Genomic DNA, 16530 nt, shown 5'->3' on the forward strand with positions numbered 1-16530 from the left:
AGATTGGCTAGGCATTTGCAAAATCATGATTTTTAAAGTCTACGAGCGTGAAATTGCTATTTTCATATTCAAATTTCAAAATGCAGCAGTTTTTCAAGCCGGTTATTTGGCCAATCTGACTATTTGCTTCCCAATTTCGAGCGAACTGGGCACAAGCCGCGCCGTGGGAAACCGCTAAAACGACGTCGTGATTTTCTTGGCTCATGATCGATTCCATCGTTTCGACAAGCCGCGCCCTGAAATCCATTTCTCGTTCCCCACCAAATCCCGCGAAAAAATCGCCATACGGGAGCGGTGGGTTTAAGTCTTCGCTCTCGCCTTCGAACAGGCCGAAATTCCATTCTTTTAAGCCTTTGAGACGTGTGTATGGCATATCCGTAATCAACTCTAACGTGTCGCAAGCACGTTCCGACGTGGAGCTGTATGCCGCGCCGAATGTAATTCCGTTCGCTTTGAAATATTCTCCCGCGACTTTTGCTTGCTGGATGCCGAGTTCTGTTAGCGGAGCATCGCAGAAACCTTGAATCTTTTTCCTTACGTTGAATAGTGTTTGACCGTGGCGCATGAGATAAAGTGTTTTTTTCATGGTTCTCCTCCTTAAGAAATGTTTCTTTCTATCAGTATATCATTGGTTACTTGCGAAAATTCGAATACTTTTCCTAATCCCACAGTTGGAGCGGCTTGGTAGACGATTTCTTTTGCTTCGGTTGGTGTCACGCCATTGTTCAAAGCCCCGTTTAGCATTATTTTGTATTTCTCCACGCACTGCATCGCGACCAAGACGGCAAGTATCTCTTTCATGCGCTGTTTGCCTGTCCCTTTTGCGCATTGCAAGACTTCATCTAACGCAAAATTATCGGAAAGTGAGATGAATTCGGAATCTGTTTCTTTTAATGTAGTTACTATTTGATTGCGGTCGGCTTGTATCGTTCTACTAATAGACATTTGCAATTCCTCCCTTTTATTGATTTTCTGTCGGAAAGTCTCTGGATGTCGTCCTCTCTGATTGTACCTGGAAGCTCTAATTATTTTGCCTTCTATGTAAACTCTAAACCCTGAAGTGGGCTCCAAGTCAATTTTAAAGTACTATTTGCAAGCAACGCAAAAAAGCCAGATCCAATTGCTGAATCTGACTTTTTCCTATTAATTAGCGTTTTAGCTCATTTTCCTCTTATCGATTTTTCGAGCATTTAGGAACCAATAATCGTGATGGTCGCCTACTAACGCTGTGAATGGTTCGGGTTGTTTGCCTTGTTCTTCAATTTTTTCAAGTAGGTAGTTGCGCAAAATCCAGCCGTCTTCAAATGCTTTCGTATTCAACGCTAAGATGCTCTCGATTTTTTCTTCGTTTGTGTTGAGCTCTTTTGCAATCGTCGGGATGCTTAGTCCAGAAATTTGGATATTATCCGCGAATTCTTTTTTTGTGTTAGCGATTTGTTGGTTTGTTAGTGTCATGATTATTTCACCTCGTGTTTTATTTTAAACGCAATAATTTTTCTGCATTTTTGTACGCAATTTTTTCTTTTGTTTCTGTGTCAAGATCCAGTTCATCTAAGAAAGTTCCTGCATTTTCAGGTTTTACGTAAGGGTAATCGATCGAGTAAATAATGTGATCTGGGCCCATGACATCGAGTATAAATCTCAACTCACGTGCGTGCAAAATACCGCTTGGTGTGATGTAAACATTGTCTTGATAATACTCCGAAATTTTACGTTTGAGAGTCGTCCGCGGTGCCAGCATATCATCCATCCGATCTAAAAAGATAGGCATGAGTTCGCCCCAGTGACCGGAAATAATTTTCAAGTTAGGAAGTTTATCAAAAATACCAGAAACGACCATGCGGATGACTTGGATGCCGACGTCCATGTGCCAGCCGAAACCTGCGGAGGAAAAAATGCCAGTCACGACATCAGACCATTGATCGCTCTCAAAATACTGTTGGGTGATCGTATTTGGGATAAAGGAAGGATGGAAATAGACTGGTACATCAAGCTCTTGAGCCATTTCAAAGATTGGGAAAAAGAACGGATCATCAAAATACTTATGATCGTAGTTTCCTTTTAGAAGCACGCCTTTAAAATCCAATTCTTCGACGGTGCGCTTCAGCTCTTGGGCCGCATCTTTTGGTGAGCCTACAGGTAAAACGGCGAATCCTGAAAAACGTTCGGGATGGGCTTGAACTAGTTTTGCGAGCTCGTCATTAGCTCTTCGGCATAGATCGATAGAAATGTTAGGTGGCAGATTTTGTGGGCACATGTTGCCATATGAGACCACTTGGCGATCTATTTTGTGTTTATCCATGAATGCAAGACGTTTTTCTGTGCTCTGCATTTCTTCATCGGATGGTAAGTCGGTTTTCATATATTCCAGCATTTCGGCGCTTACTTGCCCGCTTATTGCGTTGCCTGCGATTTTGTTCATTTCATTCGTGATTAGTTCGGATTCAAAATGTTCTTCGATTGTAATTAATTTCATGATAATTCCTCCTCTTGTTAATGTATATAATACGCCCATTTTGATTGTAATAATAGTCGCGTTTCGATACAATAAGAGCTAATATGTATCACAAAATGGAGGTTAGGATCATGAGCGCTCGTTTGCAAGTTAGTCAACCGCTGAATATAGATCTACGGGTTCAGAAGACGCAGACCAAATTGTATGGCGTTTTAGCTGGTTTTTTTCATGCTGGGAGGACCTTCGAGTCGATTTCTGTGCAGGATTTATGTGCAGAGGCTGGTGTATCTCGTGCTACTTTTTATCGGCATCACGAGTGGGTTTCGCAGATTATTGAGGTGCAGATTTTGCGGAAGTTACGAGAGTTTTCGGTTAGATTCGATCAAGAGCAGTTGTTACGGGAAAATGTGGTTCGACTGGTTGTTGAGATGGTGCAGAATAATCGGGAGTTGTTTCAGGTAATTGAGTGGAGTCGGATGGAAAGCGGATTTGTGGAGATTATTTCTGGGGAATTTTTGCGGATTGGGTTGTTGCTTGGCGCGGAATTCACGCATGAGCAGTTTGCGCGGAATTATTTGGCGCGGATGATTTTGGAGTTAGGGCTGGAAGTTGGACTGGCGGATACGCAGTTTGAGAATGGGCAGTTGGTTGGGTTGGTTTTGGAGAGTGTTGGGGTTGTGGCGCGGGGATAGGGGTGGATTTATTTCATGGTGCTTGGATGAAATAGGAGCTCATGTCTCAAGATGAAATTGTGGTTATGGAATTTATATTTCACATTACCTAGATAAAACTGCGTAGCAAGTCTTTCCTTAAGCGGCGGTGGCGGTATTTACATTTCACATTACTTAGATAAAACGCAATCTTCTTTCCAACTCGCCCACGTCTTGTTTATTTACATTTCACATTACTTAGATAAAACAATGCAGATCCCTCTTTTAGGGGGCGGATCTTACGGATTTACATTTCACATTACTTAGATAAAACTGTCGGACAGTATCAGGTGAAGGGTCTTTACTCGTATTTACATTTCACATTACTTAGATAAAACACAAACAAATCAAACTAGCGGAGATTGCTGCCAAATATTTACATTTCACATTACTTAGATAAAACCAGGGTCAACTGAGTACCTCTACTGGGGTACCTACATTTACATTTCACATTACTTAGATAAAACTGATAAATAACGTCTAAATCTTGATCAATTAACGCCATTTACATTTCACATTACTTAGATAAAACATGACTTTCTATCATTTTACCGACTGCCTTTAGAGGATTTACATTTCACATTACTTAGATAAAACTATCAGCAAATTCTAGCATTCCGTACACAAAGGGATTTACATTTCACATTACTTAGATAAAACTATCAGCAAATTCTAGCATTCCGTACACAAAGGGATTTACATTTCACATTACTTAGATAAAACAAGAAACCCGCAGAGAGATGGGCGAAAGGCTGCGAGATTTACATTTCACATTACTTAGATAAAACAGTAACTACTCACTATTACCCGACACCCTGACTTAGATTTACATTTCACATTACTTAGATAAAACAGAAATAACAGCAATGGGCTTGCGATTAGCAGGTCAATTTACATTTCACATTACTTAGATAAAACTTTGATCCTAAGATACGAAAAGAATGTTGCACATATATTTACATTTCACATTACTTAGATAAAACGCTTGCTTGCGCTTGCTTTCTATATTCTCTTCTTCATTTACATTTCACATTACTTAGATAAAACATGAATCAACAACAGATAGGGCTATAGCGTATGTTTATTTACATTTCACATTACTTAGATAAAACTTATGCCGCTAGTTACTACGAAAAGCTGGCGATTGCATTTACATTTCACATTACTTAGATAAAACATTGAACATAAATAGTAGAAAGGAGCTCAACCCAATTTACATTTCACATTACTTAGATAAAACTGCTTGTAGGTGCACCAGAAGAACGTACCTTTTCAAATTTACATTTCACATTACTTAGATAAAACCACAATTTACCGCGGATAATGGTACCTTAGCGACTGAATTTACATTTCACATTACTTAGATAAAACTAAAAAAATATGGTTTAAAGAATACGGCGATCCTAATTTACATTTCACATTACTTAGATAAAACAACCTTTGAAGTAAAAGTGACAACCGTTCGTTGTTATTTACATTTCACATTACTTAGATAAAACGTCATGCCTTTTGAATACTTACTGTAATTAGCAGATTTACATTTCACATTACTTAGATAAAACGAGCTTTTTATCTCCATTCACATAGCCTAATACATGATTTACATTTCACATTACTTAGATAAAACGGACGCTTACATGGTGTTCACTGAGGAACTTACAGATTTACATTTCACATTACTTAGATAAAACAGATTGGTCAATAAACCATTAACAATTATTGCGATATTTACATTTCACATTACTTAGATAAAACGCAACGAAAATTTAAAACGTAGACTTATTGAAACATTTACATTTCACATTACTTAGATAAAACCCGTACCCATTTCAGCCTTACTCCCATCATACCTCAAAGCCCCCAATCTGTCGACCGACAACAAAATCATGATTTTTAATCGTCAGCTTCACAAATAAATTCCTACAAATGCTTCTAACCTCAGTAATATCAGTCAACAAACAAAATCTGTCGATCGCCTGTAGTTTTTACGCTACTGGCGGTCGACAGATTTTTTATAGTTTATCTGTTTTTTAATTTGAAGGAAGAAATGGGTTATTCTTTTGCATAAAAAAATAGCAATTTGACTCTATATTTTTAACTTGGACATCGAATTTCCAGTTATTAAGGAGTGATTGCTATAGTTTAGATATATTTTTACAGGTTTATTACTTTTGCGGATTAGCCTTTTTTCCTTTTAAATAGAAAGATAATACAAGATACGATCGCCAAGGAAAATAGTGCTATTTTATAAATAATCATTGTAAATAGATCTGTTCATGCTGTTGGCCCTTTTTTCATGTCGATCCCACCTTCAACTGCGTTTTCACTTTATAGATTGATGCCTGATTCGATGACTTTTGGAATAAGTCTGTTGTTCAATTGCCTATATTTTACGGCTCCTTCATATAGATTACACAATACTGGATTAAAACGCAACCTAAAGAAATTGATTTGGGCCTGGAGTTTTGTATTTTTAGTGGTTTTTAGGCATAAATCGCGATTAATGTTATTTATTTGAGACGGCTTATTTAAATTCACACTACTTAGATAAAAACACGGGAGAGAATAACAATCCGAAAAACTTAATGACATTTACATTTCACATTACTTAGATAAAAACCATGCTATAATTTACCCATTACTTTTTTAGATCGTGATTTACATTTCACATTACTTAGATAAAAACGCACTTGATGAAAGACTGTATTGACACGTAATACGTATTTACATTTCACATTACTTAGATAAAAACCTGGTTGAAAATATTCTGGATGAATCTTCAATCGGATTTACATTTCACATTACTTAGATAAAAACTACAAAACCTGGGTCAATAGTCACAAATGCAAAGGGATTTACATTTCACATTACTTAGATAAAAACCGATTCCATCAATTCGGTGGAAGCCTAAGCGATGGTATTTACATTTCACATTACTTAGATAAAAACAAGATATGGCGTTAGATATGATTTTGACAGTGGGATTTACATTTCACATTACTTAGATAAAAACGTTGCACAAACTGTGTTAGGCATTTTTGGAATCAATATTTACATTTCACATTACTTAGATAAAAACACTATCTATAATGCTGGAAGTTTTACAATAGATCCAATTTACATTTCACATTACTTAGATAAAAACCGGGCAGTTGGCAGAATATTCATCTTCCGCGGAAATGGATTTACATTTCACATTACTTAGATAAAAACGTTGTTTGAACTTGTTCAACACGTAAATGCTCAAACATTTACATTTCACATTACTTAGATAAAAACCCCGTGCTATTTTAGCCTTACTCCCATAATACCTCAAGAGCCCATTTCTGTCGACCGATTGCAAAATTGGCTTTTTCGCCTACTTAACCTTACATTCAGTTCTTTTAAAAACCGCCCAAACCCTGTCATACCAGTCCATAAAGAAAATCTGTCGATGTCCTGTAGTTTTTACGCTACTGGAGGTCGACAGATTTTTGAGCCTTCTTTGTTATTATGGTAAAAACGTCTCACCCATGAGATAGAAATCCACTTCTCGTGCGGCTTCGCGTCCTTCATTAATCGCGGTCACGACTAGACTTTGGCCGTATCTTGCGTCACCACATGCGAAGATTCCTTCTACGTCGGTGCGGTAAAAGCCTTTTGCTGCCTCTATCGTGTGGCGTTTTGTTTTGCCTACTTTGAAATCTTCAAAAACAGATGGGGTCGCACCGGCGAATCCGATGGCGATGAGCACGATGTCGGCATCCCAAATTTTTGTGGAATCTGGAACTTCAACGAGGTTACGATCGGCGTCAACGTGATCCACGTCGATCGTACGCAACCCTGTGAGTTCGCCTTTTTCATTTTTGATAAATTCGGTGGTGTTGACTAAGTATTCGCGCGGGTCATCGCCGTAGACTGCTTGTGCTTCGCTATGTGCGTAATCCATTTGGAACACTTTTGGAAATTGTGGCCACGGATTTTGGATGGCACGCAGATCTGGGAGTTTGTCTCGCAAGCCGAATTGGTAGATGCTTTTCGCGCCTTGTCTTAGAGCTGTCGCAACGCAATCCGCGCCTGTGTCCCCGCCACCGATGACGATGACGTTTTTGCCTTCTGCGGACATGGTTTGAACGCCTTTGTTGTCGAGGTTGTCTTTGATGCTTTGTGTGAGGTAGTCGACGGCGAAATGGATGCCTTTTGCGTCGCGGCCTGGAAGTTTGACGTCGCGGGCATTTCCGGCGCCAGTTGCTAGCACGACGGAATCGTATTCTTCTTTTAGTTGCGCCATCGTGATGTCTTTTCCGGCTTCGACATTGGTCACGAACTCGACGCCTTCTTCGGCCATCAGGTTGACGCGACGGTTAATCGAGTCTTTTTCAAGTTTCATCGTCGGAATACCGTACATGAGCAGTCCGCCGATTCGGTCACTTTTTTCAAAAACAGTGACGTTGTGGCCGGCTTTGTTTAGTTGGTCGGCGCACGCGAGTCCTGCTGGGCCGGAGCCGATGATCGCGATGCGTTTTCCAGTTCGTTTTTGCGGTGCTTGGGCTTTGATCCAGCCTTCTTCAAAACCGCGGTCGATAATCGCTTTTTCGATGGATTTAATGCCGACTGCTGGTTCGGAGATGGCGACTGTACAAGAACCTTCGCATGGCGCTGGGCAAACGCGGCCGGTGAACTCTGGGAAGTTATTGGTTTTTAAAAGGAGATCTAAGGCTTCGCGCCATTCTCCGCGGTACACGGCGTCGTTCCACTCCGGAATTAAGTTGTGTAGCGGGCAGCCGGATACGCCGTTTTTGATTTCTTCGCCGGTGTGACAAAATGGTACGCCGCAATCCATGCAACGCGCGGCTTGGATTTGTAAATCGACAACTGGCATTGGCAAACTATATTCGTTCCAGTCACGCGTCCGTGTAAGTGGATCGCGTACTGGGCTTGGAATTCGGTCATATTCGATAAATCCTGTCGGTTTTCCCATTGTTTTTCATCTCCTTGTTTTGAAATTATTCTGAGCTCTGCGCCTCTTTCAAGTGTTCGCAGTCTAGCTTCATCCGCTAGCTCTTCGAAAATTTCACGCCCTCCGCAAAAATCAAAAGAGGATTTTCACTGCGGCCGCTCCAGTTTTTTTCAGAGCTGAACGAGCGGATTCAGCTTCCTATTTGGTCACTTCTACCAGTAATCCGTCTTTATGTTCATAGAAAGCTTGAAGTTCCGCGGAATCGTGGGTTTGACCTTCCCCTTCTAGTTTTTCGATGCGGGTTAGCATGATTTCAAATTCGTTCGGGATGACGTAGACGAAATTGGTGATTTCGCGTTCCCAGTTTGCAAGTAGTTGGCGGGCGAATTCGCTGTCGGTATAGCGCGCGTGATTTTCTACGAGTTCGCGTAGTTTCCGTTCTTCGCGCGGTGTCGTAATCCCTCGACACGTCACGAGTTCTGAATTCACTTTTGCGTTGAAATGGGCTTGGTCTGGGGCGTAAACGTAAGCCACACCGCCCGACATCCCTGCTGCAAAATTCTCACCGGTTTCGCCAAGGACAACCACGGTTCCGCCTGTCATATATTCGCAGCCGTTATCGCCAATTCCTTCGACAACCACGTCTGCGCCACTGTTACGAACGGCAAAACGGGCGCCGGCTTTTCCGTGAATGTAAGCTTCGCCGTCTGTTGCACCGTAAAGCGTTACGTTTCCGACAATCGCTGAATTATGCGCGACGATTGGTGTTTTTACGTCTGGTGATACGATGAGTTTCGCGCCAGATAGGCCTTTTCCAAAGTAATCGTTCGCGTCGCCTTCAATGCGTAGCGTCATGCCTTTTGGAGCGAAGGCGCCGAAGCTTTGACCAGCCGCGCCCGTGAAGGTTAGGTCGATCGTGTCTTCTGGGAGGCCAGCCGCGCCGTATTTCTTGCTGATATAAGAACCCGTAATCGTGCCCACCGCCCGGTCGATGTTGCGAATTGGAAAGCGTCCCGTGACTTTCTCCCCGCGTTCAATCGCAGGCGCCACAACGGCTTTCAGTTCGCGCATATCAAGCGTTTGGTCGATTTTATGGTCTTGTTCTTTCGTACAGAATTGGACTTGATTTTGATAAAATTCGTCCGTGTATAGCATATTGGAAAAGTCGAGATGTTTCGCTTTCCAATGCGATTCCTTGCGTTCATGGGTTTCCAAATATTCTTTGTGCCCGATAATTTCTTCGAGGCTACGGAAACCAAGTTCGGCCATCGTTTCGCGCATTTCAGCAACGATAAAGTTGAAAAAATTCACGACGTAATCTGCGGAACCTCCGAATTTTTTACGAAGTTCTGGGTTCTGCGTCGCCACTCCGACGGGACACGTATCCATATGACACACGCGCATCATCACGCAACCTAACGTCACAAGCGGTGCCGTCGCAAAACCGTATTCTTCCGCGCCGAGCATTGCCGCAACGAGCACGTCTTTTCCAGTCATCAGTTTGCCGTCCGTTTCCACGACTACTTGATTGCGCAAACCGTTCAGTAGCAGCGTTTGGTGCGTTTCTGCCAAGCCGATTTCCCACGGAACACCGGTATGACGAATACTACTTCTAGCCGCCGCACCCGTTCCGCCTTCATAACCGCTGACCAAGATCACGTCGGCAAATCCTTTCGCAACACCCGCTGCGATCGTTCCGATTCCCGTTTTCGATACGAGTTTCACGTTGATCCGCGCGTCTTTGTTGGCATTTTTCAAGTCAAAAATAAGTTGGGATAAATCCTCGATGGAGTAGATATCGTGATGTGGTGGTGGCGAGATGAGGCCTACTCCCGTCGTTGATCCGCGGGTTTTCGAGATCCATGGATACACTTTCTCGCCTGGCAAATGACCGCCCTCGCCTGGTTTCGCGCCTTGTGCCATCTTGATTTGCAGCTCGTCGGCGTTCACTAAATAGTGACTCGTTACGCCGAACCGACCAGACGCGACTTGCTTGATTGCACTCCGACGCCAATCGCCGTTTGCATCGCGCTCGAACCGATCTGGATTTTCGCCGCCTTCCCCGCTGTTGCTTTTCCCGCCAATTCGGTTCATCGCAATCGCCAGCGACTCGTGCGCCTCTTGACTGATGGAACCGTAGGACATCGCGCCTGATTTGAAACGTTTGAAAATCGCTTCGGCAGGCTCAACTTCCTCAATTGGAATCGGCTTGCGACCGTGTGAATTAAATGTCAGCAAACCACGAAGGAAAGCGTTATTTTGATTTTGCATTAAATCTGAATATAGATCGTACGTTTCGCGGTTATTTTCACGCGTCGCCTGTTGCAATGAATGGATCGCGAGCGGATTGAAAACATGATATTCGCCGTTCGAGCGCCATTGATACTCGCCACCTGTGTTCAGCGTGAACTCTTGGAAACCGATATCGTGAAACGCCTCGCGGTGACGCAACCATGACTCTTGCGCAATGACTTCCAGTGGAATCCCGCCAAGTTGTGACGCCGTTCCTGGGAAATAATCCGCAATCACATCGTTGCCAATGCCAATCGCTTCAAAAATCTGCGCGCCTCGATAACTTTGCACGGTAGAGATCCCAATTTTCGACATCACCTTCAAAATCCCGTCCGTAATCGCCTGAATGTAGCGCGACTCCGCTTCATCAACCGTAAAGCCTTTAATACGGCCATCTTTGATTAAATTCGTAAAGACGTCAATCGCCAAGTATGGGAAAATCGCGTCCGCACCGTAGCCGACCAACATCGCACAATGATGCACGTCGCGAGCCTCCGCCGTTTTCACGATCAAGCTCACCTTCATCCGCGTGCCCCGTTTCACCAAATGATGATGCAGTCCACTCGTGATGAGCAGCGCCGGAATCCCGATAAATTCATCGTTCGTGCCGTCATCCGTAATCACGAGCAACTCCGCGCCAGCCTCAATTTTCGCATCTGCTTCCGCAAAAAGTCGATCCAGCACTTCTGCCAAATTATCCTTTTCCTCCGCTTTGAACAACGCATTAATGAACGCTGTCGGTTTCGCAAATTTCTTCTGTAACGCAATCGAAGCGTACTGTTTCCGAGACAAAATCGGCGTCTCCAAACGGATTCGGTTTGCATTTTCAGCCGTCGGATTTAAAATATTGCCCTCATTTCCAAGTAGCGTCATCGTCGAAATAACCGACTCCTCACGCAACCCGTCAATCGGCGGATTCGTTACCTGCGCAAACAACTGCTTGAAATAGTTAAACAACAACTGCGGTCGAAAAGATAGCACGGCAAGCGGCGCATCGTAACCCATCGCCCCCATCGGATCCTTTTTCTCCGTTACCATCGGAATCAAGATTTTGCTCAGCTCGTCCTGCGTATAGCCAAACGCCCGCTGCAACTTGAAACAATCCTTCTTATTCAATGAAATATATTCCAAACGATCTTTTTCCGTCAACGTCCCAATCTCCGTCAACTCCGCGTCCAGCCATTCACGATACGGATGCTCCGTCGTCAACTCCGATTTAATGACATCATCCGAAATAATCTCGCCTTTTTCCAAATCGATCAACAACATCGTACCCGCGCCAACTGTCACTTTGCGGATCACTTCCTCCGGTTCCACAGGCACAACGCCCGTCTCCGAAGAATAAATAATCGTGTGATCTTTCGTCTCATAATAACGCGCAGGACGCAAACCATTCCGGTCCAAAATTGTCCCAATCACGCGCCCGTTCGTAAATGAAATCGACGTCGGCCCATCCCAAGGCTCCATCAGCGTACTGTGATACTCATAAAACGCCCGTTTCGGATCCGTCATCGCCTTATTTTTATCCCAAGGCTCCGGAATCAACATCATCGCCGCGTGAGGCAACGTCCGCCCCGTTTGCACCAAGAATTCCAGCGCATTATCAAGCGTCGCCGAGTCACTTCCATCCTCATCAATAACCGGCAAAAGTTTCGCCAAATCCGCGCCAAACAGATCCGATTCCGCGCGTTTCTCACGAGCTTTCATCCAATTCAAATTCCCACGCTGCGTATTAATTTCGCCATTATGAATCAAATAACGATACGGATGCGCCCGTTCCCAACTCGGAAACGTATTCGTGCTAAAACGCGAATGCACCAGCGCGTAAGCCGACGTATAAGCAGGATCCGCCAAGTCCAAATAATACTGATTAATCTGTTCTGGCGTCAACATTCCTTTAAAAATAACCGTCCGCGTCGACAAACTTGGCACATAAAACGTTTCCGTAATCCGCGCATCGCCCACCGCAAAACGCTCCACTTGTTTCCTAATTAAGTATAATTTCCGTTCAAAAGCTTCCTCATTAAGCGTCTCATCTTTCGCGATAAAAAGTTGATACACAGCCGGTTCCGTTTTTTGCGCACCCAGCCCAACTTTCGTCACATCCGTTGGCAACTTGCGCCAGCCCAAGAACGTTTGCCCCTCTTGCTCGATAAAACACTCCGTCGCCGCTTGTAAAATTTTGCGTTGCGCCTCGTTTTGCGGGAAATTAAACATCCCGACCGCATAATGATATTTTTCAGGTAATACAATATCTATTTTCGCGCAAGCATCGCGGAAGAAGTCATCCGAAATTTCCAGAAGAATCCCCGCACCATCGCCAGTATCCCCGCCAACCTCGCCGCCACGATGTTTCAGCTGACAAAGCATGTAAATTCCCTGCTCGACAATTTTATGCGAAGAACGCCCTTTAATATTCGCTACAAAACCAATACCACAAGCGTCATGTTCATTTTTCGGATCGTACAACCCATGTTTTTCAGGCATATTCGTCTGTTTCATCCTAATTCCTCCTTGTACCGCAATTTTTCAAGAGTTCAGATAATTCGATCCCCAACTAACTGACCGTAATTATGTATTTCTATCCCGTTCTATATTCTACCCATTAATTTCTAGTTTGTAACGTTTTGGTGTAATGTCTATTTTAATCCTTTTCATTTATCGGAACAATATATATAATAGAATAAAACGATCTCATTTCGAGATAGATCGGAGACAAGAAATGGAATTACGACAATTAAAGTACTTTATTGAAGTCGCGCGCGTCGAACATATGACCCAAGCATCGGAAAATTTGCACGTCGCCCAATCTGCCGTCAGTAGACAGATAACAAAACTCGAGGAAGAGCTCGGAATCAAGCTATTCGACCGGATTGGCCGCAATATGCAACTGACAGCGGTAGGTCAGGATTTCTTGCGCCAAGCCAAAATCGGTTTACAGGAGTTGCAAAAAGCACAAGCACTCGTGGAAGAATACGCCGACCCAACGATTGGTGAAATTCGCATCGGACTGCCAAACTCGATTGCCACAAAAGTTTTACCCGCCGTTATTTCTGCGTTTCGGGAGAAGTATCCCCAAATTACGTATCGTTTCATGGAAGGTTCGAATCGCGATTTGAAGCAGATGTTGGTGACTGGCGCGCTTGATGTGACGTTTTTATCGCCGGTTCCAGAAGAAGATGACGAGATTATGCCGCATCGCTTTTTTGATGAGAAGTTGAAGTTGATTGTGCCGAGTGGGCATCGGTTGGCTGGGAAGCACTCCGTTTCGCTTGCAGATTTGGCGGACGAGAAGTTTATTTTGTACCCGCAAGATTTCGATTTGTATCATTTAGTGGAAGATACGGCGCGGATGAAAGGCATTGAACTCGAGACAATTTTTCAAAGCCGCGATTTCCACACGATTCAAGGATTGGTTGGCGCGGGGCTTGGCATCAGCATTTTACCAGAGATGATTTTGGATGGGGCGATATTTAAAGAGACGCGAAGCATTGCGTTGATGGACCATGAGTTGCGGCGGTCGGTTGGGATTATCACGACAAAAAGACGGAACATGTCGCCGTCTGAGACACTGTTCCGTGATTTTTTGTTGGGGTATTTTGAAGAAAATAACTAGCTTTAACAAGTCAAAACAACGCGATAATACGCTGGATATTTTCTTGAAAAGCCTGTTTGGAATCCGCTGGCTGTAAACCGGTGCTGGCCAGCGTGATATACCCAATGACAACATTCAAAAAAAGCAACTCGTTCAAATGAGCGGAATCAGGGTCCTTCGTTAGCTCCCTCACTGGTTTAAGCGCAAGTTCCCGCAAGTTCAGCAATACTTCGTTCACCGTTTCTATGTGCCCGTATTCCGTCAAACCGCTTAATATATCCAACACATTGAACCGATCAATCGAATCCGCCTCCACAAATTCAGAAAAGCGCTTCGCAAAAATTTCTAACACTTCTTTCCCAGAATAATTCTCTAACTCTGCTTGCAGTGCATCCACTAAACTACCCAAATATGTTGCCAAAACACTACTTTTGACATCTGCAATATTACTAACCCAGCGATAAAGTGATTGTGGTTGTACAGAAAGTTCGCGCGCTAGACCATTATAAGTAAGGTCGCGAAACCCCTTTTGATACGTAATTTCTAGCGCCTTTTCTAAAACGATTTCACGCGTCAATCCTCGACGTTTCATCCTATTTCCTGCCCCCTAAAATACAATTTGTTGACTAACTCATACCATGAGTGTATACTACGTTTATAAATCATTCAACTCATGGCATGAGTTTTTGATATTGATTTACACAAAAAAGCTTAGAGGAGCGATAGATAATGGCAATTTTAACACGTGATGGAGCAAATTTATTTTATGAAACAACTGGGCAAGGACCTACTTTAATTCTGATCCCTGGTGCTAATGGAACTGGTGATATTTTCAAACCGGCTAGCATGTTTTTGAAGGAGCATTTTAATGTCGTTACTTACGATCGCCGCGGTTTTGGTCAAAGTAAATTGACGGGAGACATGCCGCAAGAGGTAGCTGATATCAACAGTACATACCGCTTGAAAACAGATGCCGCCGATGTTTCAGCATTAGCACAAGCTGTAAGTGGGGACGAAAAAATATTCATTCTGGGATCATCGTCAGGGTCTATCGTAGCCATGGAAACATTGCAGGATTTCCCAGAGATTGTGAAGCAAATAGCCTTCCATGAATCGCCTATCAACACTATTTTACCGGATGCAAAGAAATGGCAAGACGCTAACAATGAGATTGTGACGATTGCTTTGACGGAAAACTTTGCTCTTGGTATGGAAAAATTCGCCGAAGCTATGCGTACCGTGGAATTAGATAAAAAGATGATGTCACGAGCTGATGTTGATCTCACTGATATGAGCAATCCAGAAGTACAAGGCATGAATTATTGGTTTAATTATGAAATTCGCCAATATACGAGCCGTGACATTGATTTTAATGCTTTTAAACAACACCGCGACAAAATTCGTTTATTGAATGGTACCGACTCAAAAGGCTCGTTCCCTCAAGACGTTATGCACGTTCTTGGCGATTATTTAGACTTACCTATTTATGATATTCCGGGTGCACACTTGGGCTACGTTCAAAAACCAGAAGGCTTTGCAACGACACTAATGGCGCTTTTTCGTTAAAAGGAGATGGACACGATGACTTATAAAAAAATAGATTTACACGCGCATTACCTTTCCCCTGGCTACAAACAATTTTTGCATGATTATTTTGATGACATGGGGGACGGTGTGAAAACGCCAGCATATGAAATTGAAACAACGCTTGGTATTATGGCGCAGACTGATATAGACTATTCCGTTATTTCGATTTCTTCTCCCCATCCCAATACTGGTGAAGAAGACAGCACAATTGCCTTGATTCATGAGGTGAACAGCTACGGCGCGCTTCAACAAGCAAGCTACCCAGACAAAATTGGCTTTTTTGCATCGTTGCCTATTCCATACGTTCAAGCAAGCTTAGAAACCATTGATACGGCGCTAGATGAACAACATGCTATCGGTTTTACACTTCCGACAAACTCGCATGGCGTCTATCTTGGTGACGCTAGATTGGATCCGATTATGGCTCGATTGAATGAGCGGGCGGCCATCGTTGCCATTCATCCTAACGAACCGGCGACGCATGACAAAAATGTTGCTGGAGATATTCCCGCACCGATTATGGAGTTCTTCTTTGATACAACACGCACAGTAATGAATATGCTTCAAAATGGCGTTTTCACGCGGTATCCAAATATTCGATTCATTATTCCGCACGGTGGAGCTGTTCTCTCGCTGATTGTGGAACGCGTTGGCTTAGCACAAGCGCTGAACCCTGCATTGACAGACGCGCAAGTGAATCTTAAAGGCGCTATGAAAAATCTATATTTTGATGTAGCAGGCTTTGTATTACCGCAGCAATTGCCAGCATTGATGGATTTTATAGATCCTGAAAAACTTGTGTATGCATCTGATACGCCTTACACGCCAACGCCTGCGGTATTGCACTTGGCTAGCGTGTTGGAGGAAAGTGATTTGTATTCTATGGAGTTTAAGCAGAAATTATTTTTTGAGAATGCGCAAGAGCTTTTAGGGCGTTGATTGACTTTTTTAA

The 16530-nt window shown here is 43.3% G+C and carries 11 protein-coding genes and 2 CRISPR repeat arrays; of the genes, 4 read left to right on the plus strand and 7 right to left on the minus strand.

What is annotated here, in order from left to right; genetic code table 11:
- Positions 1-7: 7 nt before the first annotated feature.
- The 4 genes from UE46_RS10740 to UE46_RS10755 form a co-directional block, all read right to left on the minus strand.
- Positions 8-586, minus strand: coding sequence for a histidine phosphatase family protein (locus UE46_RS10740; RefSeq protein ID WP_036062789.1), 579 nt, complete (start codon positions 584-586; stop codon positions 8-10).
- Positions 587-597: 11 nt separating this feature from the next.
- A complete protein-coding gene (locus tag UE46_RS10745; protein ID WP_051493050.1) occupies positions 598-945 on the minus strand; it encodes a carboxymuconolactone decarboxylase family protein in 348 nt (115 codons plus the stop codon).
- Between the two features lie 210 nt (positions 946-1155).
- Positions 1156-1455, minus strand: a complete 300-nt coding sequence (locus tag UE46_RS10750; protein ID WP_118907606.1) for a DUF2316 family protein — start codon at positions 1453-1455, stop codon at positions 1156-1158.
- Between the two features lie 19 nt (positions 1456-1474).
- Positions 1475-2476, minus strand: coding sequence for an amidohydrolase family protein (locus tag UE46_RS10755; protein ID WP_036062791.1), 1002 nt, complete (start codon positions 2474-2476; stop codon positions 1475-1477).
- A 110-nt stretch (positions 2477-2586) separates the two neighbouring features.
- Between UE46_RS10755 and UE46_RS10760 the strand changes: the two genes are divergently transcribed.
- Entirely contained in the window at positions 2587-3147 is a 561-nt protein-coding gene (locus UE46_RS10760; RefSeq protein WP_036062792.1) for a TetR family transcriptional regulator, read from the plus strand.
- A 70-nt stretch (positions 3148-3217) separates the two neighbouring features.
- Positions 3218-4984: direct repeats of the CRISPR family, unit length 29 nt; unit sequence ATTTACATTTCACATTACTTAGATAAAAC.
- A 771-nt stretch (positions 4985-5755) separates the two neighbouring features.
- A CRISPR array of direct repeats spans positions 5756-6443; the repeat unit is 29 nt.
- 212 nt (positions 6444-6655) lie between these two features.
- On the opposite strand, the gene UE46_RS10765 is transcribed toward UE46_RS10760, so the two are convergent.
- Both UE46_RS10765 and gltB read right to left on the minus strand, forming a co-directional pair.
- The gene (locus UE46_RS10765; protein WP_036062794.1) at positions 6656-8125 is read right to left on the minus strand and encodes a glutamate synthase subunit beta; all 1470 of its coding nucleotides are present in this window, start codon (positions 8123-8125) and stop codon (positions 6656-6658) included.
- 177 nt (positions 8126-8302) lie between these two features.
- Positions 8303-12898 carry a glutamate synthase large subunit gene (gene gltB / locus UE46_RS10770; protein ID WP_036062797.1) on the minus strand — a complete coding sequence of 1532 codons (4596 nt, stop codon included), beginning with the start codon at positions 12896-12898 and terminating at the stop codon, positions 8303-8305.
- A 220-nt stretch (positions 12899-13118) separates the two neighbouring features.
- Here gltB and UE46_RS10775 point away from each other — a divergent pair, with 220 nt between their 5' ends.
- The gene (locus UE46_RS10775) at positions 13119-14012 is read left to right on the plus strand and encodes a LysR family transcriptional regulator (protein ID WP_036062800.1); all 894 of its coding nucleotides are present in this window, start codon (positions 13119-13121) and stop codon (positions 14010-14012) included.
- 10 nt (positions 14013-14022) lie between these two features.
- Here UE46_RS10775 and UE46_RS10780 read toward each other — a convergent pair whose 3' ends face one another.
- The gene (locus tag UE46_RS10780) at positions 14023-14583 is read right to left on the minus strand and encodes a TetR/AcrR family transcriptional regulator (RefSeq protein ID WP_051493051.1); all 561 of its coding nucleotides are present in this window, start codon (positions 14581-14583) and stop codon (positions 14023-14025) included.
- 137 nt (positions 14584-14720) lie between these two features.
- On the opposite strand from UE46_RS10780, the gene UE46_RS10785 reads away from it, so the two are divergent.
- Both UE46_RS10785 and UE46_RS10790 read left to right on the plus strand, forming a co-directional pair.
- Complete coding sequence (locus UE46_RS10785; RefSeq protein WP_036062802.1) at positions 14721-15557, plus strand: alpha/beta hydrolase; 837 nt, start codon at positions 14721-14723, stop codon at positions 15555-15557.
- Between the two features lie 15 nt (positions 15558-15572).
- Positions 15573-16517, plus strand: a complete 945-nt coding sequence (locus tag UE46_RS10790) for an amidohydrolase family protein (protein WP_036062804.1) — start codon at positions 15573-15575, stop codon at positions 16515-16517.
- The last annotated feature ends 13 nt before the right edge of the window (positions 16518-16530 follow it).

This window comes from Listeria weihenstephanensis (assembly GCF_003534205.1).
GTDB lineage: Bacteria > Bacillota > Bacilli > Lactobacillales > Listeriaceae > Listeria_A > Listeria_A weihenstephanensis.

Coding starts and splice junctions, on each gene's coding strand:
- UE46_RS10740 (WP_036062789.1), bottom strand. CDS start 586: ATGAAAAAAACACTTTATCTCATGCGCCACGGTCAAACACTATTCAAC.
- UE46_RS10745 (WP_051493050.1), bottom strand. CDS start 945: ATGTCTATTAGTAGAACGATACAAGCCGACCGCAATCAAATAGTAACT.
- UE46_RS10750 (WP_118907606.1), bottom strand. CDS start 1,455: ATGACACTAACAAACCAACAAATCGCTAACACAAAAAAAGAATTCGCG.
- UE46_RS10755 (WP_036062791.1), bottom strand. CDS start 2,476: ATGAAATTAATTACAATCGAAGAACATTTTGAATCCGAACTAATCACG.
- UE46_RS10760 (WP_036062792.1), top strand. CDS start 2,587: ATGAGCGCTCGTTTGCAAGTTAGTCAACCGCTGAATATAGATCTACGG.
- UE46_RS10765 (WP_036062794.1), bottom strand. CDS start 8,125: ATGGGAAAACCGACAGGATTTATCGAATATGACCGAATTCCAAGCCCA.
- gltB (WP_036062797.1), bottom strand. CDS start 12,898: ATGAAACAGACGAATATGCCTGAAAAACATGGGTTGTACGATCCGAAA.
- UE46_RS10775 (WP_036062800.1), top strand. CDS start 13,119: ATGGAATTACGACAATTAAAGTACTTTATTGAAGTCGCGCGCGTCGAA.
- UE46_RS10780 (WP_051493051.1), bottom strand. CDS start 14,583: ATGAAACGTCGAGGATTGACGCGTGAAATCGTTTTAGAAAAGGCGCTA.
- UE46_RS10785 (WP_036062802.1), top strand. CDS start 14,721: ATGGCAATTTTAACACGTGATGGAGCAAATTTATTTTATGAAACAACT.
- UE46_RS10790 (WP_036062804.1), top strand. CDS start 15,573: ATGACTTATAAAAAAATAGATTTACACGCGCATTACCTTTCCCCTGGC.